At 67.5% G+C, this 18,730-nt stretch carries 23 protein-coding genes; 11 read left to right on the top strand and 12 right to left on the bottom strand.

Annotated elements, in window-relative coordinates:
- Positions 1-90 precede the first annotated feature (90 nt).
- Both OOZ48_RS07740 and OOZ48_RS07735 read left to right on the top strand, forming a co-directional pair.
- Positions 91-1,011, top strand: a complete 921-nt coding sequence (locus OOZ48_RS07740; RefSeq protein ID WP_269497066.1) for an EamA family transporter — start codon at positions 91-93, stop codon at positions 1,009-1,011.
- Between the two features lie 96 nt (positions 1,012-1,107).
- Positions 1,108-1,335, top strand: coding sequence for a hexameric tyrosine-coordinated heme protein (locus tag OOZ48_RS07735; RefSeq protein WP_269497064.1), 228 nt, complete (start codon positions 1,108-1,110; stop codon positions 1,333-1,335).
- Between the two features lie 33 nt (positions 1,336-1,368).
- On the opposite strand, the gene OOZ48_RS07730 is transcribed toward OOZ48_RS07735, so the two are convergent.
- Positions 1,369-1,968, bottom strand: a complete 600-nt coding sequence (locus OOZ48_RS07730; RefSeq protein WP_269497430.1) for a DMT family transporter — start codon at positions 1,966-1,968, stop codon at positions 1,369-1,371.
- A 174-nt stretch (positions 1,969-2,142) separates the two neighbouring features.
- Between OOZ48_RS07730 and OOZ48_RS07725 the strand changes: the two genes are divergently transcribed.
- The 5 genes from OOZ48_RS07725 to OOZ48_RS07705 all read left to right on the top strand — a co-directional run bounded on the left by OOZ48_RS07725 (position 2,143) and on the right by OOZ48_RS07705 (position 5,569).
- On the top strand, positions 2,143-2,826 hold the full coding sequence (locus tag OOZ48_RS07725; protein WP_269497062.1) for an AzlC family ABC transporter permease: 684 nt from the start codon (positions 2,143-2,145) through the stop codon (positions 2,824-2,826).
- Positions 2,823-3,143 carry a branched-chain amino acid transporter permease gene (locus OOZ48_RS07720; RefSeq protein WP_269497060.1) on the top strand — a complete coding sequence of 107 codons (321 nt, stop codon included), beginning with the start codon at positions 2,823-2,825 and terminating at the stop codon, positions 3,141-3,143. Before OOZ48_RS07725 ends, OOZ48_RS07720 begins: the two co-directional genes overlap by 4 nt.
- Before the next feature lie 3 nt (positions 3,144-3,146).
- Positions 3,147-4,382, top strand: coding sequence for a cardiolipin synthase ClsB (gene clsB, locus OOZ48_RS07715; protein WP_269497058.1), 1,236 nt, complete (start codon positions 3,147-3,149; stop codon positions 4,380-4,382).
- Between the two features lie 66 nt (positions 4,383-4,448).
- The gene (locus tag OOZ48_RS07710) at positions 4,449-4,817 is read left to right on the top strand and encodes an MbcA/ParS/Xre antitoxin family protein (protein ID WP_269497056.1); all 369 of its coding nucleotides are present in this window, start codon (positions 4,449-4,451) and stop codon (positions 4,815-4,817) included.
- Positions 4,814-5,569: an RES family NAD+ phosphorylase gene (locus OOZ48_RS07705; RefSeq protein WP_269497055.1), complete on the top strand. Its 756-nt coding sequence runs from the start codon at positions 4,814-4,816 to the stop codon at positions 5,567-5,569. Before OOZ48_RS07710 ends, OOZ48_RS07705 begins: the two co-directional genes overlap by 4 nt.
- A 68-nt stretch (positions 5,570-5,637) precedes the next feature.
- On the opposite strand, the gene OOZ48_RS07700 is transcribed toward OOZ48_RS07705, so the two are convergent.
- The 7 genes from OOZ48_RS07700 to OOZ48_RS07670 all read right to left on the bottom strand — a co-directional run bounded on the left by OOZ48_RS07700 (position 5,638) and on the right by OOZ48_RS07670 (position 11,463).
- Positions 5,638-6,021 (bottom strand): RNA-binding S4 domain-containing protein, encoded by a 384-nt coding sequence (locus tag OOZ48_RS07700; RefSeq protein WP_269497053.1) that lies wholly within the window; start codon positions 6,019-6,021, stop codon positions 5,638-5,640.
- Between the two features lie 64 nt (positions 6,022-6,085).
- Positions 6,086-6,853 (bottom strand): alpha/beta fold hydrolase, encoded by a 768-nt coding sequence (locus tag OOZ48_RS07695; RefSeq protein WP_269497051.1) that lies wholly within the window; start codon positions 6,851-6,853, stop codon positions 6,086-6,088.
- Positions 6,854-6,948: 95 nt separating this feature from the next.
- Positions 6,949-7,776: an ABC transporter permease gene (locus tag OOZ48_RS07690; RefSeq protein WP_269497049.1), complete on the bottom strand. Its 828-nt coding sequence runs from the start codon at positions 7,774-7,776 to the stop codon at positions 6,949-6,951.
- Between the two features lie 15 nt (positions 7,777-7,791).
- Entirely contained in the window at positions 7,792-8,868 is a 1,077-nt protein-coding gene (locus OOZ48_RS07685) for an extracellular solute-binding protein (RefSeq protein ID WP_442867553.1), read from the bottom strand.
- A complete protein-coding gene (locus OOZ48_RS07680) occupies positions 8,865-9,938 on the bottom strand; it encodes an ABC transporter ATP-binding protein (RefSeq protein ID WP_269497047.1) in 1,074 nt (357 codons plus the stop codon). Before OOZ48_RS07680 ends, OOZ48_RS07685 begins: the two co-directional genes overlap by 4 nt.
- A 20-nt stretch (positions 9,939-9,958) precedes the next feature.
- Positions 9,959-10,732 (bottom strand): ABC transporter permease, encoded by a 774-nt coding sequence (locus OOZ48_RS07675; RefSeq protein WP_269497046.1) that lies wholly within the window; start codon positions 10,730-10,732, stop codon positions 9,959-9,961.
- A gap of 74 nt (positions 10,733-10,806) precedes the next feature.
- On the bottom strand, positions 10,807-11,463 hold the full coding sequence (locus OOZ48_RS07670; RefSeq protein ID WP_269497045.1) for a TIGR00725 family protein: 657 nt from the start codon (positions 11,461-11,463) through the stop codon (positions 10,807-10,809).
- Between the two features lie 61 nt (positions 11,464-11,524).
- Here OOZ48_RS07670 and OOZ48_RS07665 point away from each other — a divergent pair, with 61 nt between their 5' ends.
- A complete protein-coding gene (locus OOZ48_RS07665) occupies positions 11,525-12,349 on the top strand; it encodes a DeoR/GlpR family DNA-binding transcription regulator (protein ID WP_269497044.1) in 825 nt (274 codons plus the stop codon).
- Positions 12,350-12,356: 7 nt separating this feature from the next.
- On the opposite strand, the gene OOZ48_RS07660 is transcribed toward OOZ48_RS07665, so the two are convergent.
- The 4 genes from OOZ48_RS07660 to OOZ48_RS07645 all read right to left on the bottom strand — a co-directional run bounded on the left by OOZ48_RS07660 (position 12,357) and on the right by OOZ48_RS07645 (position 15,908).
- Positions 12,357-12,926, bottom strand: a complete 570-nt coding sequence (locus OOZ48_RS07660) for a DUF924 family protein (protein WP_269497043.1) — start codon at positions 12,924-12,926, stop codon at positions 12,357-12,359.
- Positions 12,927-12,942: 16 nt separating this feature from the next.
- A complete protein-coding gene (locus OOZ48_RS07655; RefSeq protein WP_269497042.1) occupies positions 12,943-14,247 on the bottom strand; it encodes a TRAP transporter large permease in 1,305 nt (434 codons plus the stop codon).
- Positions 14,247-14,798 carry a TRAP transporter small permease gene (locus OOZ48_RS07650; protein WP_269497041.1) on the bottom strand — a complete coding sequence of 184 codons (552 nt, stop codon included), beginning with the start codon at positions 14,796-14,798 and terminating at the stop codon, positions 14,247-14,249. The genes OOZ48_RS07655 and OOZ48_RS07650 overlap by 1 nt, the downstream gene beginning before the upstream one ends.
- A gap of 138 nt (positions 14,799-14,936) precedes the next feature.
- Positions 14,937-15,908, bottom strand: coding sequence for a TRAP transporter substrate-binding protein (locus tag OOZ48_RS07645; RefSeq protein ID WP_269497040.1), 972 nt, complete (start codon positions 15,906-15,908; stop codon positions 14,937-14,939).
- A 235-nt stretch (positions 15,909-16,143) separates the two neighbouring features.
- On the opposite strand from OOZ48_RS07645, the gene OOZ48_RS07640 reads away from it, so the two are divergent.
- The 3 genes from OOZ48_RS07640 to lhgO are packed head-to-tail and all read left to right on the top strand — an operon-like array spanning position 16,144 to position 18,708.
- On the top strand, positions 16,144-16,836 hold the full coding sequence (locus tag OOZ48_RS07640) for an MBL fold metallo-hydrolase (protein ID WP_269497039.1): 693 nt from the start codon (positions 16,144-16,146) through the stop codon (positions 16,834-16,836).
- Positions 16,833-17,492 carry a GntR family transcriptional regulator gene (locus OOZ48_RS07635; RefSeq protein WP_269497038.1) on the top strand — a complete coding sequence of 220 codons (660 nt, stop codon included), beginning with the start codon at positions 16,833-16,835 and terminating at the stop codon, positions 17,490-17,492. The genes OOZ48_RS07640 and OOZ48_RS07635 overlap by 4 nt, the downstream gene beginning before the upstream one ends.
- A 31-nt stretch (positions 17,493-17,523) precedes the next feature.
- On the top strand, positions 17,524-18,708 hold the full coding sequence (gene lhgO / locus OOZ48_RS07630; RefSeq protein WP_269497037.1) for an L-2-hydroxyglutarate oxidase: 1,185 nt from the start codon (positions 17,524-17,526) through the stop codon (positions 18,706-18,708).
- The last annotated feature ends 22 nt before the right edge of the window (positions 18,709-18,730 follow it).

Genomic DNA, 18,730 nt, shown 5'->3' with positions numbered 1-18,730 from the left:
AGCGAGGGACATGCCGACAATATAGCTGAAAGGCGCGGGACGCCGGGCACTGATACACTCCCTCCTTTGCAGGATCCGCCGACCGCCCCCATGCCCGAACCAGCCCGCCCTTCCCACCTGCCGCGCCACCTGGCGGTCATGCTGCTGCTGTTCATCGGCACCACTTTCGCCACGCAGCACATTGCGGCCCGCACCGCCTTCGACGACGGGACCGGTCTGTTGCTGGCGCTCGCGTGCCGCTCGGCCATGTGCCTGCTGGCCCTGACCGCCATCGTCATCTGGCAGCAGCGCCCCCTGCGCCTGCCCGCGGGCCTCGGCCGCTGGCAATTGACCCTGGGCCTGCTGGTCACCTTGCAGAGTCTGTGCCTGTATTCGGCCGTTGCCCGCATCCCCGTGGCGCTCGCGCTGCTGATCGGCAACCTGTTTCCCATTCTGCTGGCCCTGCTGACCTGGGCGTTGGGGGGCGGGCCGCCCACGCGCCGCGCCAGCGTGCTGATGGGGATCATCCTGATCGGCCTGGTGCTCGTGCTGGATCTGCCCACATGGATCGCCTCGGACCAGGATATGGGGCCGGACTGGATTCCCGGCATCCTGTTCGGTTTCGGCGGCGCCAGCTTCTTCGCCATGGCGCTATGGATCACCGAGCACCGGCTGTCCGGACTGGCGGGCTCCGTGCGCAGCCTCTACACCATTCTGGTCGTGCTGTGCAGCGTACTGGCGGCCGGCTTCGCGGACGTCATCCCGGGCGGCATGGACACACCGGCCACCAGCACGGGCTGGACGGCGCTGGTGGCCCTGTCGGTCCTGTTCGCCACGGCATTCTCGACGCTGTTCATTTCGGTTCCCCGCCTCGACATGGCGCGCAACGCGCCGGTGATGAACATCGAGCCCGTCGCCAGCCTGATCCTGGGCTGGCTGATCCTGAACCAGGTCTTCAACGGCCGACAGCTGTTCGGCGGCGCCATCGTCCTGGCCTGCATCGTCGCCCTCGCGTACTCCAAAAAACGCTGAACCGGCCGGAAACCGCGCCGCCCTTGGGGTCTTGCCTGGCGGCGTGGCGGCTTCCATGCGATGCTAGCGGCTTCCAGCACACCGGAGGACATCCGCATGGCAGACACCTGGCTTCCCACCCTCATCACCGCCACGCCCCAGGAAGGCTTCGAACTGGCGATCAAGCTCGCCCGCATGGGCGTCAAATACACCCAACCCTCGGCCGAGGTCCGCGACAAGCTGCGGCTCGTGTACGGCGAGGACGCCGACGCCCTGATCGCCTCATCGCAGGTCGTCGCCACGAACTTCCAGACGATCGCAGCCGCCAACGGATACTGGAAATGACGCGCGCGCGGTCCTGTACCCGGCGCTAGGGCCTCAAAGGCGCGGCGGGCGGCCCCGCCCGCGCGCCGGCCACGACCATCCCAGCCGCATGCCCGCCGCCGCGGCCAGGATGGCCGCGACCCCGATCCATTGCGGCCACTGCAGCCGATGCCCGAAGGCGGCCCAATCGACCAGGATGGCGACCACCGGATAGATGAAGGACAAGGCGCCGGTCAGCGCCGTGGGCAGTTTCTGTATCCCGCCATACAGCAGCACGTACATCACGCCGGTGTTCACCACGCCCAGCACCAGCAGGCTGGCCCAGGCTGAAAGAGGCTGCACGGCCAGCGCCGCCGGGTGCGCGAAGGGCGCCAGCATGGCGATCCCCACGCACACCTGGATCAGGGCGATCAGATGGGGGGTCAAGGTCAGCTGCTTGACCCACAAGGCCGCCAGCGCATACAGGAACGCCGCCGCCAGCGACAGGGCCGGCAGCCCCGCCCCGCGCAGACGCAGCAGACCCATGCGCCAGCCAATGAGCCACAGCGCGAGGGCGCCGAACACGCAGCGCCAGAACACCACCTCGAGGACCGGCTGTCCCGACACCATCACCAGCCAGCCGATGGTGCCCGAGATCACCATGGCCGCCGTCATTTCCAGCGAACCGCGCCTGATTCGATCGTCCGCCACCCGTACCGCCCATTTCGCAGAAAAAACGCACCAGTCTAATCCCATTCCGCCCACCGATGCGCGCCGAACCGGCCGCGCCCTCGCATACAATCTGGTCTTTCGCATTCATCGACTCCCGCCACTTTCCGTCTCCACGCCATGTCACGATCCGCGCATGCCCGCCCCTCCATCGCCAGCCTGACTGCGCCGGTGGCCATGGGCTACATTCCGCTGGGGGCGGTGTTCGGATTTCTGTTCGTGCAGGCCGGCGGCGCCGCCTGGCTGGCCATCCTGTCCAGTCTGCTGGTCTATGCCGGCGCCGCGCAATTCATGATGATCCCGATGCTGGCGGCGGGCGCCTCGGTCGGCACCATCGCCCTGGCCACCTTCGTGCTGAACCTGCGCCACGCCTTCTACGGCCTGTCGCTGCTCAACAGCATGCCGGCCGCGCGCGGGCCGCGCTGGTATGCGGTCTTCGGCCTCACCGACGAAACCTATTCCGTGCTGACCGCACTGCCTCCGGACACCGTCGCCGGCCGGATGGCCCTGGTGACGGCGCTGAACCAGGGCTGGTGGGTGCTGGGCACCGCGCTGGGCGCGCTGGCCGGCGCCCAGGCGCAGATCACCCTGGCGGGCCTGGATTTCGTGCTGGCCGCCCTGTTCGCGGTCCTTGCCGTCGAGCAGTGGCGCGCCCGCGCAGACACCGTGCCGATCTGGCTGGCGCTGGCCGCCTACGCCGTCGGCTATGCGATCGCCCCCGCGCAGGCCCTGGCGCTGGCCATCGCCCTCAGCCTGCTCGCCTGCGCCCTGCGGCCGAAACGCGCCCGCAAGGAGGCGCCATGATCGATTCGGGCTATGCCATCGCCGCGATCCTGGCCATGGCCGCCGTGACGGTCGCCCTGCGGGCGCTGCCCTTCGTGGCTGGACGTTGGCTGCGCCGGCACGCCCTGGTACGAAAGCTGGGCGATGCCCTGCCCCTGTCCATCATGGTCCTGCTGCTGGTGCATGCCGTCATCGGTTCGGCGCGCGACAATCCCGGCGGGCTCTGGCAGGAACTGCTGGCCGTGGCCATCGTGGCGGTGCTGCAATGGCGCACCCGCCAGACCCTGCTGAGCATCGCCGCCGGCACCGCGGTCTACGTGCTGCTGCGCAATGCCTGAACCATGCAAAAGCCCCTGAAGCGCATCCCCTGGCGCGAGGGCAACCAGCTGACCTTGCTGCGCAACGGCGAGGCCTTTTTTCCGGCCCTGTGCGCGGCCATCGACGAAGCGCGCCACAGCATCCACCTCGAAACCTACATCTTTGCCTGGGACGAGACCGGGAAAAAAATCCTGGAGCACCTCGCCCGCGCATGCGCACGCGGCGTGAAGGTGCGCCTGGTCGTCGACGGTTTCGGTTGCCAGTACACCGTCGGACACCTGCGCGAGATCTGCGCCCGGATGGGCGCCCAGTTGCGAGTCTACCGGCCAGAACCGACCGGCCTGATGCGCCTGCTGGGCCTGAGGCCGGGGCGCCTGCGGCGCATGCACCGCAAGACCGCCGTCATCGACCGGCGCGTGGCCTTCATCGGCGGCATCAACATCATCGACGACTATGAAACCCTGCCGATCGACACCGGCCAGCCGGCACCCAGATTCGATTTCGCCCTGCGCCTGCGCGGCCCGGTCGTCCGCGACATCATCCTGATCCAGGGCGCCCTGTGGCTGCGCATGAGCTGGCGCCGGCGCCGCAACTGGCGGGCGCTCTACGGGCGCGTACGGCAATTCGCCCGACGCCTGAACGAGCGCCTGCGCCGGCCCTCGCGCGCCCCCGCGGCGGGGCCTTCGCGCGCCATGCTGCTGCTGCGCGACAACGTGCTGCACCGCCAGACCATCGAAAACGCCTACCTGCAGCTGCTGGCGCAGGCGCAGCACCGGATCATCATCGCCAATGCGTATTTCTTTCCCGGGCGGCGCCTGCGCAAGGCATTGACCGACGCGGCCCATCGCGGGGTGCGCATCGATCTGCTGCTGCAAGGCCAGCCGGAATACCCCATGCAATACCGCGCCGGCCGCTACACCTACCAGGATTTCCTCGACCGGGGCATGATCCTGCACGAATACATGGCCAGCTTCCTGCATGCCAAGGTGGCGGTCATCGACGACAAGGTCATGATCGGCTCGTCGAACCTCGATCCCTTCAGCCTGCTGCTGGCGCGCGAAGCCAATATCCTGAGCGACGACGCCGACCTCGCCCGTGCCCTGTGCGAGGACCTGCGCCATGCCATCGACCACGAATCCCAGCGTATCCGTTCCGAGGCGCTGCGCAAACGGGGCCGCCTGCAGCGTCTGGTCGATGCCCTGGCCTATGCCGCCCTGCGTGCCGGCGTGCTGCTGACGGGGCAGGCGACCCGGTATTGAAATAGATGTTCATCATGCACATTGATCATATAATATGTGCATTATGAACACTTCGTCCCGACTGCCATGACCGCTCTGCCGAATGCCGCGCCCTCCCCCGATGCCGTGCTGGCCAAGGCGGTGCTGAGGGCCGCCGCGCAACTGGGCCTGCGCCAGGCCGACCTCGCGGCCGTGCTGGGGATACACCGCACGGCCGTCAGCCGGCTCAAGCAGTCCTCGCTGGACCCGGACTCCAAGCCCGGCGAACTCGCCTTGCTGCTGGTGCGGCTGGCGCGCGCCCTGTACGCCCTGACCGGCGGCGATCCACAGTGGATCGAGCATTTCATGCGCACCCCCAACGCGCTCACCGGCGGCACGCCGGCCCGGCAGATCGAAAGCATCCAGGGCCTGATCACCGTGCTGCAATGCGTCGACGCCCTGCGAGGCAAGGTGTGAGCCAGCCCATATGGCGGGCCTGCGACGGGCCGCGCTGGATCGACCTCATCCAGGGCACCCTGCATCGCCTGGTCGAAAGCCAGGAACACATTGCCACCCTGGGCTACGTCGACACTCTCGAGGAACAGGCACTGCTCGAGGCCATGCTGGAGGATTCCAAGCCGCCCTACCGCGCCGGCGGCGGCCGCGACCATTACCTGCTGAGGACGCCCTTTCGCTATCCGCCCCTGCCCTGGGGCTCGAGATTCGGCCGCCGTCACGAACCCGGCATTCTGTACGGCGGCCTGGATGTCGCCGCCACTCTGGCCGAATCCGCCTACTATCGCTTCGTCTTCCGGTATTCGATGGGCGGCTCGCCGCCCGAGGGGTCGATCCACAGCCAGCACACGCTGTTCTCCGTCGGCTACAAGACCGATCAGGGCGTACGCCTGCACCAGCCGCCCTTCGACCAGTACCAGGCGCGCCTCACCCACCCGCTGGACTACGCCGACACCCAGGCGCTGGGGGCCTCGATGCGCGAGGCCGGCGTCCAAGCCTTCGAATACCCTTCCGCGCGGGATCCGGCGCGCGGCCTGTGCGCCGGCCTGTTCGTTCCCCAGGCTCTGGCGCAACGGCGTCCGCGGGACATGCACCCCTGGCTGTGCGAAACGGGCGCGCACGAGGTGTCGTTCAAACAGGTGGGATCCCCCAGGGTGATCTCGTACGGGGTCGGGAATTTCCTCGTGGACGGGCGGCTGCCGATGCCCGCGTGACGGCGGCATGCCCGGATCCGGTGTCGCCCGTGCGCGAGGCTCCGGTACGACAGCCGCCGCGCAGGCCCTCAATGCCTGCGCCATTCCTCCATCTGGCGCCGGTCCCGCTTGGTGGGCCGGCCGTCGGTGAGTGCATGCGCCGGCTCCGGGGCCAGGCGGCGCTGTTCGGCCGCGCGTTCGCGCGCGGCCCGACTGTCCTCGGTTTCAGCGTAGAGCCTGCTGGCCACCGGTGCCGGCCCGCGCACGGCGCTGACGCCCAGCACCCGCACTTCGATCGGCGGGTCGTCCTTGCGTATGCGGATCAGATCGCCCGCCGCGACCTCATGCGCGGGCTTGACGGGCCGGCCGTGCAGCAGCACGCGGCCTTTGAGGATGGCATCGACGGCCAGGCTGCGGGACTTGTAGAACCGCGCTGCCCACAGCCATTTGTCCAATCTGATTTTTTCGAGCATGTCTTCCGTGGCCAGGCGGCCCCGGACGGTGCGCCCGGGGCCGCCTGGCGTCTAATGGTGCCGGCTAGCCGTGCGCGCGCAGGAAAGTTTCGATGACGGTCGCCAGCGCGATGGGGGTCTCGTCCATGGGATAGTGCCCGGCATTGGCCATGACGTGCAACTCGGCCTGCGGATAATCCCGCAACCACGTCGCACGGCAAGTCGCCTCGCCCAGGGCGGGGTCGTGCTCGCCGGCCACCACCAGCACGGGCGGTGATTGGCCCTGGATGCGCTCGCGAAGATCCGATTTCGCCCACGCCGTCAGATACGCCTCGAAAGCCTCCACGTCGGAATGGTCCAGGGAACCGGCCACCATGGCATCCAGCCAGACACTGGTCAGGCGATTGCCCGTGGTCAGGTCGATGATCGCGCGACGGGCCGCCGCATCGTGGGCAGCGCTGGAAAACAAGGCCCAGCCCTGCTCGTCGAACGGAACGCCGCCGGCGGGTACGGGGGTCACGCCCACCAGCGCCTGGACGCGGTCCGGCGCATCGGCCAGGATCTGCTGGATGGCGATGCCGCCCATGGAGTGCCCGACCAGCGAAAATCGTTCCCAGCCCAGGCGGTCGGCCAGCGCCAAGGTGTCCTCGGCGATCCCCTCCAGGGTGTAGGGCCCGCCGCTGCCGCGGCGCCGGCCATAGCCGCGGTAGTCGGGGAACGCATAGCTGAAATGCCGGGTGTCCAGATGGGGCGTGAATGCCCGCCAGGCGCCCGCATGGCCGAACCAGCCATGCAAGGCGATGACCTTGTGCGGGCCTTGGCCGATGGGCTGCGGGGTGTCTGTCGAGTTCACGGCTGCGGGCTCCTGTGGGTGTGGCGGCGGAACCAATATACCGCCGAAGCGGCCCACGGGGGCGTTTGGGCGCGGAAACCGCACCCTGATGCAGCTCACCTCGCCGGCTGTTTTTCCCGCGAGGACACGAACCACTCACCCAGGGTGATGACGATGCAGCACAAGGCCATGAGCACCAGCGAGATCGCGGCGGCCGCCGGCAGGTCCGAGCCCGCCTCGGAGATCTTGCTGTAGAGCAGCAGGGGCAGGATGTTCAACTGGGTGCCGACCAGCGCCAGCGCGGTGCCGTAGGCGCCCATCGCCACCGCCGCGGTCAGGCAGAATGCCGCGACCAGGCTGGGAAAGATCTGCGGCAGCATGATGCCGACGATGGTGCGCAGGCGCCCGGCCCCCAGGGACCGCGCCACCGACAGCTGCACCATGTCGAAATTGCGCACCGCCGGCAGCAGGATCATGATGACGCGGGGAATCAGGTAGTACGAATAGGCGAAGCCCAGGCCGGCGGGCGTGTAGATCAGCGCGCCGACCACCGCCGGGTCGAAGCCCGCGTGGGCCAGCAGCTGGGTGATGAAGCCCGCGCGCCCAAAGCCCAGGATGAAACCGTAGGCCACGATCAGGCCCGAGAACGTCAGCGGCAGGGAAATGGCGAACAAGGTCGCGGTGCGCGCCCCGGGACGCAAGCGGTTCAGGCCCATGGTGGCGCAGAACCCGACCACCACGGAAAACAGCGGGGTCAGCGTCCCGAGGATCACCGTCCCCCATAGGCCCCGCTGGAACAGCGGATCGGACAGCGCCCGGGGAAAGGCGCCCTCGTCGGACAAGGCCTCGCCCAGGATCAGGGCGACCGGCAGCACGAAAAACAGGCAGAACAGTGCCAGCGCCGGCAGCGTGAACAGGGCGAAGCGTCGTCGCGAGAGCAGCATGGCGTCGGGCCCGGCCTACTGGTTCAGCACGGCACGCGCCCAGCCCTGGTCGATCGTCGCCTTCTGGGCCGTGGCCTTGGCGATGTCGATGGGCTTGATCTGCGGCGCGGCCGGCAGTTTCTCGGCCACATCCTGGGGCAGCTCGATGCCGGGGACCGACGGCCGCACGAAGCCTTGCGCGAACGTCACCTGGCCGGGCGTGGTCATGATGTAGTTCAGCCACAGCTTGCCGGCGTTCGGATTGGGCCCGTTCTTGACGAGGCTGATCGCATAAGGGGCGGCCGCCGAGCCGTCCTGGGGCACGACGACCGCAATATCATCGCCCATGCCGTCGAGGTACCGGGCCTTGAGGCCGTCATTCTCGTAGCCGATCCAGATGGGGATCTCGCCCTTGAGGAACTGGGCGTACGGGGTGGTGCCCACCACGCGCAGCACGTTGCCCGTGGCCTGGAGCTTGCCCAGATAGTCGATGCCCGGCTTGACGTCGTCCATCGAGCCCTGATTTGCGAAGTTCGCCGCCAGGACGATGACCTGGCCCTGGCCGGTCGAGCGCGGGTCGAGATAGACGATGGAACCCTTGTATTCGGGCTTGAGCAGGTCCTGCCACGATTGCGGCACCTCCTTGACCAGCTTCTTGTTCACCAGGAACGCGACGTTCAGCGTGTGGATGGTGAACCATTTCCCGCTGGGGTCGCGCAGCGCCTCGGGCAGCTTGTCGAAGTTGACGGGCTTGAAGCCCTCGACCACGTCCTTGGTCACCGCGTCCAGGGCCGAGGCGGCGAAGTAATAGGCCGTGTCGGCCTGCGGCCGGTTGCGCGCCTTGTCCAGCGCGACGACGGTGGCCGCCGAGCCCAGGTCGTTGTAGACCAGTTCGACGCCGGGGTAGCGTTTCTTGAAGGCATTGAACTGCGCATTCCAGTTGGCCCACGTGGGGCCGGTGTCGAAGGATACGACCATGCCTTCCTTCTGGGCAGCCTCGTACAGGGCTTTTTCGCCCTGATAGAGCTCCGGCCCTTCGAAGGCATGGGCCGCGCCTGCGGCCAGGCATAGTGCTGCGGTCACGGCAGCGCCGGCGATCTTGAAAGCGTTCACGTGCGTTCTCCTATGGCATTGACGGAATCCGAGACAGGCTCGGGGGGAAGCAAACGAATGGATTTGGGCGGCACCGCAATAGTGTCGAACGGCGCCCTGGAATGGGTGTCGACGCGCACCAGGCCCTCGCCCACGGCCAGGTCCACGCGGCGGGCCGCTCCCAGGAAACGGTCGGCCTGCACCCGGCCAGCCAGGATGTTGGTGCCGGCCGGCGCAAGATCGCCCGGCAATATGGCCTCGGGCCGGATCAGCACCGTCACCGGCGCGTCGGCGGCGTGCTCGCCCGTATCGCAGGACAGCTCGCCGATGGGCGTGCGCACGCTGCGCCGGTCCGGGCCGACCCGGCCCTCCCAGAGATTGGCCTGGCCGATGAACGACGCCACCCAGCGGCTGACGGGCTGGTCATACAGTTCCTTGGGCGTGCCGATCTGGATGATCCGGCCGGCGCGCATGATGGCAATGCGGTCGGCGATGGACAGGGCCTCCTCCTGATCGTGGGTGATGTGCAGCGTGGCGATGTTGGCCGCGCGCTGCACGCGCAGGATCTCCTCGCGCATTTCGACCCGCAAGGCGGCGTCCAGGGCCGACAGCGGCTCGTCCAGCAGGAGGGCGCTGGGCGAGAACACCAGCGCACGCGCCAATGCGATCCGCTGCTGCTGGCCGCCCGACATGGCCGCCGGCATGCTGTGCGCCCACTGCGCGAGGCCGACGCGCTCGAGCGCCTGCGCCGCGCGCGCGCGGCGCTCGGCGCGCGCCTGCCCGCGGATCTTGAGGGGATAGGCCACGTTGTCCAGCGCGGACATGTGGGGAAACAGGCCATAGGATTGGAACACCACCCCCAGCCGGCGTTTTTCCGGCGGCAGGTCGGTGATGTCGCGGCCGTCCACGAGGATGCGTCCGGCGGCGGGCCGGGCAAAACCCGCGAGCAGCTTGAGCAGCGTCGTCTTGCCCGATCCCGATGGGCCGATGACGGCCAGGAACTCGCCGTCGCCGATGGACAAGTCGACGTCGAAGACCCCGTTGGCGCTGCCGGGATATCGGTAATCGATGGATTGGAACTGGATGGTCATGGAGGTTCCCGGGGTCTGGCTCAGGCGCGGCGGCTGGATGCCGAGGCGGTCAGCGAACTGGCGCAGGAGGCCAATATGGCCAACAGCAGCAACACCACGGTCGCCGCGCAGGCGAAGCCCGTGGCGCCGTAGAAGGCCTGCAGCAGCACGACCGGATAGGTGCGGGACAGAAAACCCGAGATCAGGTTGGAAATCTGGAATTCGCCGATCGACAGCGCGGCGACGGTCAGCAGGGAAGACAGCACGCTGGTGGCCAGCAACGGCAGGACGATGTCCTTGAGGCGCGTCCAGAACGGCGCGCTGAGCGTCGCGGCGACTTGCTCGTAGTCATGCAGGCGCAACTGCTGCATGTCGGCCAGCACGGTGTTGACGGTATAGGGCAGCGTCAGGATGACGTGGGCGGCGATCAGCAGGCCGATGCTGCCCAGCCAAGGCGCGGTATCGGACGAGAACACCAGAATGAAGCCGAAGCCCAGCACCAGGTCGGGCACCGCGATCGGCAGCAAGGCCATGATCTTGGCCGCCAGCCGCACCCCGCGCCGCGCGCTGGAATAGATTGCGTAGGCCAGCGGCAGCCCGATCACGACGTTCAGCACACAGGTGGCGATCACGACCTTGATGCTGGAGACGAATGCGCGCTGGAAGCTGGGGTCGGCCGCGACCTCGAGGTACCAGCGCGTGGTGAAGCCATGGGGCAGGATCGTATTGCTCCAGGATTCGCCGAACGAACCGACGAACAGCAACGCGATCGGCGTGGCCAGAAACAGCAGATAGGCAAAAGTGATCAGCAGCATCGCATGGCATCCGCCGGGCCCGCCCCGGGGTTCATGTCATATTACTTACATTATGACGAAGCTGGAAGTCATCTTCATGACAAGGCGGCGCCCACCCCGGGGCCGGTGCGCAGCAGGTGCTCGGCCGTGCGCCGCAGCGCCTCGTCCACCGACACGCAGGCAATGACGCCGGGCATCTTCGGCGCCTCGCCCAGCGACAGGACCATATGGTCGAAATGCAGGCCGAAGGCGATCTCGGACATGGTGCCGTAGCCGCCGCCGACCGCGATCAGCACCGGGCAGGACTGGGCGATGATGGCATTACGCGATTTGCCGATGCCGGTGGCGATCGGAATGCGGACATAGGGATTGGCGCTGCGCCAGTCGTTGTCCGGCAGCAGGCCGATCGGCTGGCCGCCCGCCTCCAGATGGCCCTTGGCCGAGGCCTCCATGACGCCGTTGCGCCCGCCGCACAGCAACTGCAGGCCATGGCGCGCCAGCGCGGCGCCCAGCGCCTCGGCCGTGCGATATTCCCAGTCGGACGCCTCGCGCGGGCCGATCACGGCGACCGGCACCAGGCGCGCCGTGCCCGCCAGCCGACGCAGGGCCTCGCAGGCGTCGACCGCCCGCAGGTCCGCGGGCGCCCCCTCGCCGGCGGGCGACCATTGCCAGGCCCAGGGGTCGAAACGCAAGGCGGCGCCGGCATACAGGGCGCCGGCCTGCTGCGACCAGGAAAAAGAGGGAGTGCTCATGAGGACCGCCAAACGAGGTAGGATGGAAGGAAACGCATAATGTAAATTATCTTACATCACGATGCCACATTCTTTTCAGGAACCCATCCGCCTCAACAAGCGGCAGGCCGAGATCCTCCGAATCGTCACCCGGCAGGGCTACGCCACCATCGACGCGCTGGCGGGACGGTTCGACACCTCGCACCAGACCATACGGCGCGACATCATCCTCATGGATGACGCCGGCCTGCTCAAGCGATTCCACGGCGGCGCCGGCATCGTCGACGGCCGGGTGCGCCCACCCTACGACGACAAGCGTCACCTGGCGATCGCCGCCAAGCACGCCATCGCCGCCGAGGCCGCGCAGCGGATCCGCGAGAAAATGACCGTCTTCATCGACGTGGGCACCACCGCGGAAGCCCTCGCCCAGTGTCTGCTGCCGCAGCGGGCGCGCTGCCGCGTGGTCACCCCCAACCTGAACGTGGCGCTGGCCCTGGCCGGGCACCCCACGATCGAGACGGTCGCGGCCGGCGGCACGGCGCGCACCCGGGACGGCGCCGTGGTCGGCCCGTTGACGATTGCCTTCATCGAGCAGTTCAGCTTCGACTACGCCTTCATTGGTTTTTCGGGCTTCGATACCGACGGCGCGCCCATGGATTTCGATCTGGACAAGGTGCTGGTCAAGCGGGCCGCCATCGCCCGCGCCGCAACCGCGACCGGGCTCGCCGATTCCAGCAAGTATCGGCGCCAGGCCAGCATCCGCCTGGTCGAGCCCGGCGGCCTGGACCAGTTGATCTCGGACCGGCGACCGCCCGCGGCGCTGACGCGCGCCCTGGGCGACGCGGGGGTGGACCTCATCCTCGCCCCCGAGGCGCTGCCGGCCGTGTCCGCCGGCCAGCCGGCGTGACTGTGACTCAGCCGGCGAAGCCGCCTTCGTCCAGGAAGCGCCGCTCGTCGGGGGTCGTGTCCCGGCCCAGCACGGCATTGCGGTGGGGGAAGCGCCCGAAGCGCTGAATGATGGCGTGATGCTCGACCGCCCAGTACAGGGAATCGGGCACGTGCACGGTGTACAGGGCGACGGATTCCTCTTGCACACGCAGGTCTTCGGCATGCATGAACGGCAGGCAGACGAAATTGCGCAGGGCCGGCTCGATGCGGGGCAGGAAGTCCGCCGCGAGCGCCTGGCGCGCATGGCGCAGGGCCAGGCCGTCGGTGGCGAACATGTGGCCCGTGCCGCGAAAGGCATTGCGCGGATACTGGTCCAGCAGCAGGATGAGGGCCAGCGCGGACTCGGGCTGCAGATTCCAGTTTTCGAGGCCCAGGCGGGCCGCGCGAAAGTGCGCGTCGCGAAAGCGCCCCGAGAATTCGGTATCGAAGGCCTGATCCTTGGCAAACCAGCGAGCCGGACCCGCCTCGCGCCAGAAGTCCAGCAGTTCCCGCGCATCGCGGGGCGTCAGGGGATCGGCATGCCGGTCTGGGCCCATGATCCGTCCTCCAGAATCATCCACCGTACATCATCCGGGGCAGGGTCAGGACAATGTCGGGAAACATCGCAACGAACACGACGGCCAGGCTCAACATCAGGAAAAAGGGGAACGCCGCCTTCGAGATATAGAGAATGTCACGGCCCGTCATTCCTTGCAAGACGAACAGGTTCAGACCCACGGGCGGCGTCAGCTGCCCCATCTCGACGACCAGCACCAGATAGACGCCGAACCAGATCGAATCGATCCCCGAGGCCTGCACCGCCGGCAGCAGCACCGCGGTGGTCAGCACCACGATCGAGATCCCGTCCAGGAAGCATCCCATCGCGATGAAGAACACCGTCAACGCGGCCAGCAGCGCGAAGTGGCTCATGTTCATGTCGGTGATCCAGCGCGCGATGGCGGCGGGCAGGCCCGAGTACCCCATGGCGATGGTCAGGAACGCGGAGCCGGCCAGAATGAACGCGATCATCGAGGAGGACAGCGTCGCCGAGACCAGGCCTTCCTTGAACGTGCGCCAATTCAGGTCGCCGAACAGCCAGCTCATGAGCAGCGCGACGACCACGCCGACCGCGGCCGAGTCCGTCGGGCTGGCCAGCCCCAGGTAGATCGAGCCCACCACGCCGAAGATCAGCAGCGCCACGGGCAGCAGCGTACGCGAGGCCTTGAGCTTTTGCCCGAAGGACATGGGCGGGTCCTTGGGCGGGGTCTTGACGCGGCCGGTCGCCGACCAGATCGAAACATAGGCCATGAACAAGCCGATCACCAGCAGGCCGGGCAGCACGCCGGCGATGAACAGGCGCGCAATCGATTGTTCGGCCGCCACGCCATAGACGATGAGGATGATGGACGGCGGGATCAGCAGCCCGAGGGTGCCGGAGCCCGCGATCGTGCCCAGCACCAGGCTTTCGTCATAGCCGCGCGCCTTGAGCTCGGGCACGGCCACCTTGGCGACGGTGGCGCAAGTCGCCGCGGACGACCCGCTGACCGCCGCGAAGATCCCCGAGGCGAGGATGCCCACGTGGCCCAGCCCACCGGGCATCGAGCGCATCCAGGGGGCCAGGCCCGAGAACAGGTCCCCGGACATGCGCGAGCGAAACAGGATCTCGCCCATCCAGATGAACAGCGGCAGGGCCGCCAGCGACCATTCGGAGGAAGAGCTCCAGATATTGGTGGCCAGCACATTGGTGAGCGGCGCGCTGGAGAACAGCAGCACGCCGACCAGGCCGGTCAGGAACAGCGCCACCGACACCCACAGGCCGATCGCCAGGCTGCCGATCAGGGTGGCCACCAGGATGAAGGACATCATGGCATCGGACATCAGAGGGCCTCCTCGGCGGGGTTCTCGATGCGCAGGGCTTCGCTGTCGCCCCGGCGCAGCACCTCGACCAGCGTGTCGAGCGCGGCCACCAGGAACATCAGCGCGCCCAGGCAAAGGACCGATTGGGGAATCCACAGCGGAATCCGCAGCAGGCCCGAGGCGCGGTCGCCCCACATGAAGGACTGCATGGCCAACTGGCCCAGGCTATAGGTGAAGAGCAGCCCCATGGCCACCCCGACCGCCGCCACCGCCGTCAGGGTCACGCGCCGCCCGCGCGGCGGCAGGCGCGATTCGACCAGCGTCACCCGAATGTGCGCGGCGCGGCGAAAACCCAGGCCCAGCGACAGGAAGGTGGCGAAGGCCAGCGCATAGCCCGACAGCAGGGAGTACGAGGGAATCAGCAAGGCGTAGCTCTTGCCGAAAACGATGATCGATACATAGTCGATCAGGTTCAGGAGAACCTGGCCGAAGACGATGACCGTGATGCCCACGAGGGACACGGCGGCCAGGCCGCCGCTGATGCGATAGATGGTATCGAGGAACTTGCGCATGGCATGGTCCTTTTGCCTGAGCAGGCTTGCAATCCGGGAAAGAAACCCATGCCGCCCCGTTGGCTGGCGCTCCCACACAAGGGGGCGCCGCCGGCCTCAGGGCAACCCGGCGCGAGAAGACCCGCGCCGGCACGGACCTTACTGGGCGCGATAGGCTTCAAGGACGGCCTCGCCGCGGGCACCGGCCTCTTTGCTCCATTCAGCGGCCATTTGCTTGCCGATGTCGTGCAGGGCCGCGTTCAGGGCGGGGCTGCCGTCGCTGACCACGATGCCGTTTTCCTGCAGCACCTTGCGCTGGGCGACGTGATCGGATTCGGCCATTTCCCAGCCGCGCTTCTCGGCGGTGGCGGCGGCATCCAGCACCGCCTTCTGCGTCGCCGGATCCAGCGCGTCGAAGACCCGCTGGTTCACCACCACGATGTTCTTGGGCAGGAAGGCGGCGACGTCATAGAAATACTTGAGGTAGTCCCACGCCTTGGTGTTCACGCCCGTCGAAGTGGAGGTCAGCATGGCGTTCACCCGGCCGGTGGTGAAGGCCTGCGCAAGGTCCGGGACCTCGACCTGGGTGGGCACCGCGCCGGCCAATTGCGCCAGGCGTTCGGTCTGCGGGCTGTAGGCGCGGAATTTCAAGCCGCGCAAATCCTCGATCTTTTCGACCGGACGGTCCGTATACAGGCCCTGGGGCGGCCAAGCCACCGAGAACAGCACCTTCAGGTTCTGGCGGCCGAGCTCCTCCTCGAGGGCGGGCTTGGAGGCCTTGTACATCTTGCGCGAATCGTCGAAGGACACGGCCACGAAGGGCACCGAATCCAGTGCAAAGATGGGGTTTTCATTGGCGAGGTTCGAGATGATGAACTCGCCGATCTGGATCTGTTGCGAACGCACGGCGTTCTTGATTTCCTGGTGCTTGATCAGGGAGCCCGCGGCATGCACGGTGATCTGCAGCTTGCCGTCGGTGGCCGCATCCACGTCCTTGGCGAACTGCAGGATGTTTTGGGTGTGGAAGTTCGATTCCGGATAGGGCGTGGCCATCTGCCAGCTCTCGGCATGGGCGGCGGCCGTGGACAACGCGAGCGCCAGGCCGGCAATAATGGTTTTATGGAAACGCATGTGTCCTCCGATGATGTTCAGGTTGTGGCCGGGGCACGGCCGCGTGTTATTAATAATAGTATCGATAAATTTACCACGGCAAGCGTCCAAACGCATTTAGCGGGTAAACCCCGACACCGAGCGGGTCAAAGCGCGATGCATCTGGGGATTCATCACCCAGGATTGTCAGCTTCCGGATGGAAGGATAAACTATCGATAACCTTATTAATAATTCGGACCGCACAGGAGACTGATCATGGCCATCCGGCACCACACGCTCGTCGAAGGCAACTGCCTGAGCTTCAAGGGCGGATTCTTCGGCTTTTCCGCGATCGTCCTGATCGAGGCCGACGGCCACGGCCCCATCCTGTTCGACACCGGGCATCACTCCACCCGCCTGATGCTGCTCGAGGCCCTGGCGGCAAAAGGCCTCGCGCCGCGCGACATCCGGACGGTCTTCCTGTCGCACCTGCATTTCGACCATGCCAACAACATCGACCTGTTTCCGGACGCCGCCTTCCACGTGGGCGCCATCGAATGGGAATACGCCCACCAGCCCTCCGAGGAGGACGTGTTCTGCAGTTTCGGGATGAACGACTACCTCGAACGCCGCGACCTGCACCTGATCCACGACGCCGAGGGCGAGCTCCTGCCTGGGCTGCACTACCGCCACGCGCCCGGCCACACGCCGGGCAGCTACCTGCTGCACTACATCCGCGAATCGGGCGAACGCGTCGTGCTGGCGGGCGATGCCTGCAAGACCTATCGCGAGCTGGCCACGCTCAGTTCCGCCAACGAGTACGACCGCCAGCAGCGCGCGACGCAGTCGCTGCAATGGATCGCCGACCATGCCGACATCGTCGTACCCGGCCACTTTCCCGAACTGCGCCGCAGCGCCGGAGGCTGGATCTGGGACGAGCCCTCGCGGCTGGAGCTGATCGTCCGATGAACCCCGACAGCAGGATGGCGCCCTTGGCGGGGAACATCGTCGAGCAACTGGAAGCCGACATCATTTTCGGGCGCCTGCGGCCGCACCAGGAACTCGTCGAAGACGCCCTCATGGCGCGCTTCGGCGCCAAGCGCCACATCGTGCGCGCCGCCATCCAGGAACTCGTGGCCCGCCAGATCGTGGTTAAGCCGCGCTCCAAGTCCGCGCGCGTCAAGGATCTCACCCCCGCCGAGGTCGAGGAAATCTACTACATGCGCGCCCTGCTGCAGCGCGAGGCCGCGCGCATCATGCCATTGCCGGCGGCGCCCGAGGCGCTCAAGGCCCTCAAGGAAATCCACGTGCGATACGTCGCCGCCGCCTCGGTGGGCGCCGACCAGGACCTGATCCACAGGCTCAACGACGAATTCCACCTGCAGCTGTTCGCGCTCTGCGAGCACGAAATGCTGTGCAAGGCAATCGCCTTCTACACCGAAGCCTCCAACCCGATCCGCTCGTATGGCATCAGCGACAAAAATTGGCTGCGGCGCGCCATCGCCGAACACACCGCCATGATCGAGGCCATCGAAAATCAGGACCGGGCCGCCCTCGAGACCCTGGTGGTCGACCACATGCAGCCCTCGCGCCAGCGTTGGGAGGCCATGCGCGCCGGCGCCTGAACATCCGCAACATCCCAACGGACAACCCGCCATGAAGCACGACTACCTCATCATCGGCGCCGGCATCGTCGGCGCAGCCCTGGCCGCGGAGATCGCGCGGCGCAAGCCGGCCGCCCGCATCCTCGTCGCGGAAAAAGAGGCCGGCGCCGCCCTGCACCAGACCGGCCGCAACAGCGGCGTGGTCCACTCGGGCGTCTACTACACGCCCGGCAGCCTCAAGACCCGCTTCTGCCGGGCGGGCATGGACACGACCAAGGCGTTCTGCACGGCGCGCGGCATCGGCTACGAGGAGCGCGGCAAGCTGCTGGTCGCCACCAACGCCCAGGAGGAATCGAACCTGGGCAAGCTCGAGGAGCGGGCCGCGCTCAACGGCGTGCACACCGAGCGGCTGGAGATCGCCGACCTGCAGCGGCTGGAGCCCGCCATCACCGGCCGGGCGGCCCTGCGCATCCCGGCGACCGCCATTACCGACTTCGCCGGCATCACCCGGGCGCTGCTGGGCGACGTCGAGGACGCCGGCGGCACGGTGCGCTTTAACGCCCCAGTGCGCGCCGTGCGGCGGGCGGGCGATTCCTACGAGGCCGTGGTGGGGACGGACACCGTCTCGGTGGGACAGGTCATCGCGTGCTCGGGCCTGTCGTCCGACCGCGTGGCCCGCATGCTGGGCATCGATCCGGGCGTCCGCATCCTGCCGTTCCGGGGGGAATACTTCGTCCTGCCCGCGGCGCTGAACACCATCGTCCACCACCTGATCTATCCGGTGCCGAACCCCGCCCTGCCCTTCCTCGGCGTACACCTCACGCCCATGATCAACGGCACCATCACCGTCGGGCCGAACGCGGTGCTGGCGCTGGCCCGCGAGAACTACGCGCGCTTCAGCGTCGACCCGCGGGACGCCATCGATGCCTTGGGTTTTCCAGGCCTGTGGCGGATGCTGGCCAAGCATCCGCGCGCCACCGTGAGCGAACTGAAGGGCTCGATCTTCAAGCGGGCCTACTTGCGCGCCGTACAGAAATACTGCCCCGCCGTGCGCCTCGAGGACCTGGCCACCTACCGCAGCGCCAACCGCGCCCAGGCCGTGCGCCCCGACGGCACACTGGTCGACGACTTCCTGATCGAGCGCATCGGCGGCGTCACCGCCATCCTCAATGCGCCTTCGCCGGCCGCCACCGGCGCGATGCCCATCGCCGCCAAGATCGCGGACGACATCCTGTAGCGTCCGGCACGGCGGGCGTGGC

Source organism: Castellaniella sp. S9 (assembly GCF_027257175.1).
In the GTDB taxonomy this organism is placed as follows: Bacteria; Pseudomonadota; Gammaproteobacteria; order Burkholderiales; family Burkholderiaceae_B; genus Castellaniella.
Note: the sequence above shows the minus strand (reverse complement) of the source record. Positions and strands in the feature narration are given on the sequence as shown.

Excerpts from the sequence above, each read along its gene's own strand:
- OOZ48_RS07740 (WP_269497066.1), top strand. The coding sequence starts at position 91 with ATGCCCGAACCAGCCCGCCCTTCCCACCTGCCGCGCCACCTGGCGGTC.
- OOZ48_RS07735 (WP_269497064.1), top strand. The coding sequence starts at position 1,108 with ATGGCAGACACCTGGCTTCCCACCCTCATCACCGCCACGCCCCAGGAA.
- OOZ48_RS07730 (WP_269497430.1), bottom strand. The coding sequence starts at position 1,968 with ATGACGGCGGCCATGGTGATCTCGGGCACCATCGGCTGGCTGGTGATG.
- OOZ48_RS07725 (WP_269497062.1), top strand. The coding sequence starts at position 2,143 with ATGTCACGATCCGCGCATGCCCGCCCCTCCATCGCCAGCCTGACTGCG.
- OOZ48_RS07720 (WP_269497060.1), top strand. The coding sequence starts at position 2,823 with ATGATCGATTCGGGCTATGCCATCGCCGCGATCCTGGCCATGGCCGCC.
- clsB (WP_269497058.1), top strand. The coding sequence starts at position 3,147 with ATGCAAAAGCCCCTGAAGCGCATCCCCTGGCGCGAGGGCAACCAGCTG.
- OOZ48_RS07710 (WP_269497056.1), top strand. The coding sequence starts at position 4,449 with ATGACCGCTCTGCCGAATGCCGCGCCCTCCCCCGATGCCGTGCTGGCC.
- OOZ48_RS07700 (WP_269497053.1), bottom strand. The coding sequence starts at position 6,021 with ATGCTCGAAAAAATCAGATTGGACAAATGGCTGTGGGCAGCGCGGTTC.
- OOZ48_RS07690 (WP_269497049.1), bottom strand. The coding sequence starts at position 7,776 with ATGCTGCTCTCGCGACGACGCTTCGCCCTGTTCACGCTGCCGGCGCTG.
- OOZ48_RS07680 (WP_269497047.1), bottom strand. The coding sequence starts at position 9,938 with ATGACCATCCAGTTCCAATCCATCGATTACCGATATCCCGGCAGCGCC.
- OOZ48_RS07675 (WP_269497046.1), bottom strand. The coding sequence starts at position 10,732 with ATGCTGCTGATCACTTTTGCCTATCTGCTGTTTCTGGCCACGCCGATC.
- OOZ48_RS07670 (WP_269497045.1), bottom strand. The coding sequence starts at position 11,463 with ATGAGCACTCCCTCTTTTTCCTGGTCGCAGCAGGCCGGCGCCCTGTAT.
- OOZ48_RS07665 (WP_269497044.1), top strand. The coding sequence starts at position 11,525 with ATGCCACATTCTTTTCAGGAACCCATCCGCCTCAACAAGCGGCAGGCC.
- OOZ48_RS07660 (WP_269497043.1), bottom strand. The coding sequence starts at position 12,926 with ATGGGCCCAGACCGGCATGCCGATCCCCTGACGCCCCGCGATGCGCGG.
- OOZ48_RS07655 (WP_269497042.1), bottom strand. The coding sequence starts at position 14,247 with ATGTCCGATGCCATGATGTCCTTCATCCTGGTGGCCACCCTGATCGGC.
- OOZ48_RS07650 (WP_269497041.1), bottom strand. The coding sequence starts at position 14,798 with ATGCGCAAGTTCCTCGATACCATCTATCGCATCAGCGGCGGCCTGGCC.
- OOZ48_RS07645 (WP_269497040.1), bottom strand. The coding sequence starts at position 15,908 with ATGCGTTTCCATAAAACCATTATTGCCGGCCTGGCGCTCGCGTTGTCC.
- OOZ48_RS07640 (WP_269497039.1), top strand. The coding sequence starts at position 16,144 with ATGGCCATCCGGCACCACACGCTCGTCGAAGGCAACTGCCTGAGCTTC.
- OOZ48_RS07635 (WP_269497038.1), top strand. The coding sequence starts at position 16,833 with ATGAACCCCGACAGCAGGATGGCGCCCTTGGCGGGGAACATCGTCGAG.
- lhgO (WP_269497037.1), top strand. The coding sequence starts at position 17,524 with ATGAAGCACGACTACCTCATCATCGGCGCCGGCATCGTCGGCGCAGCC.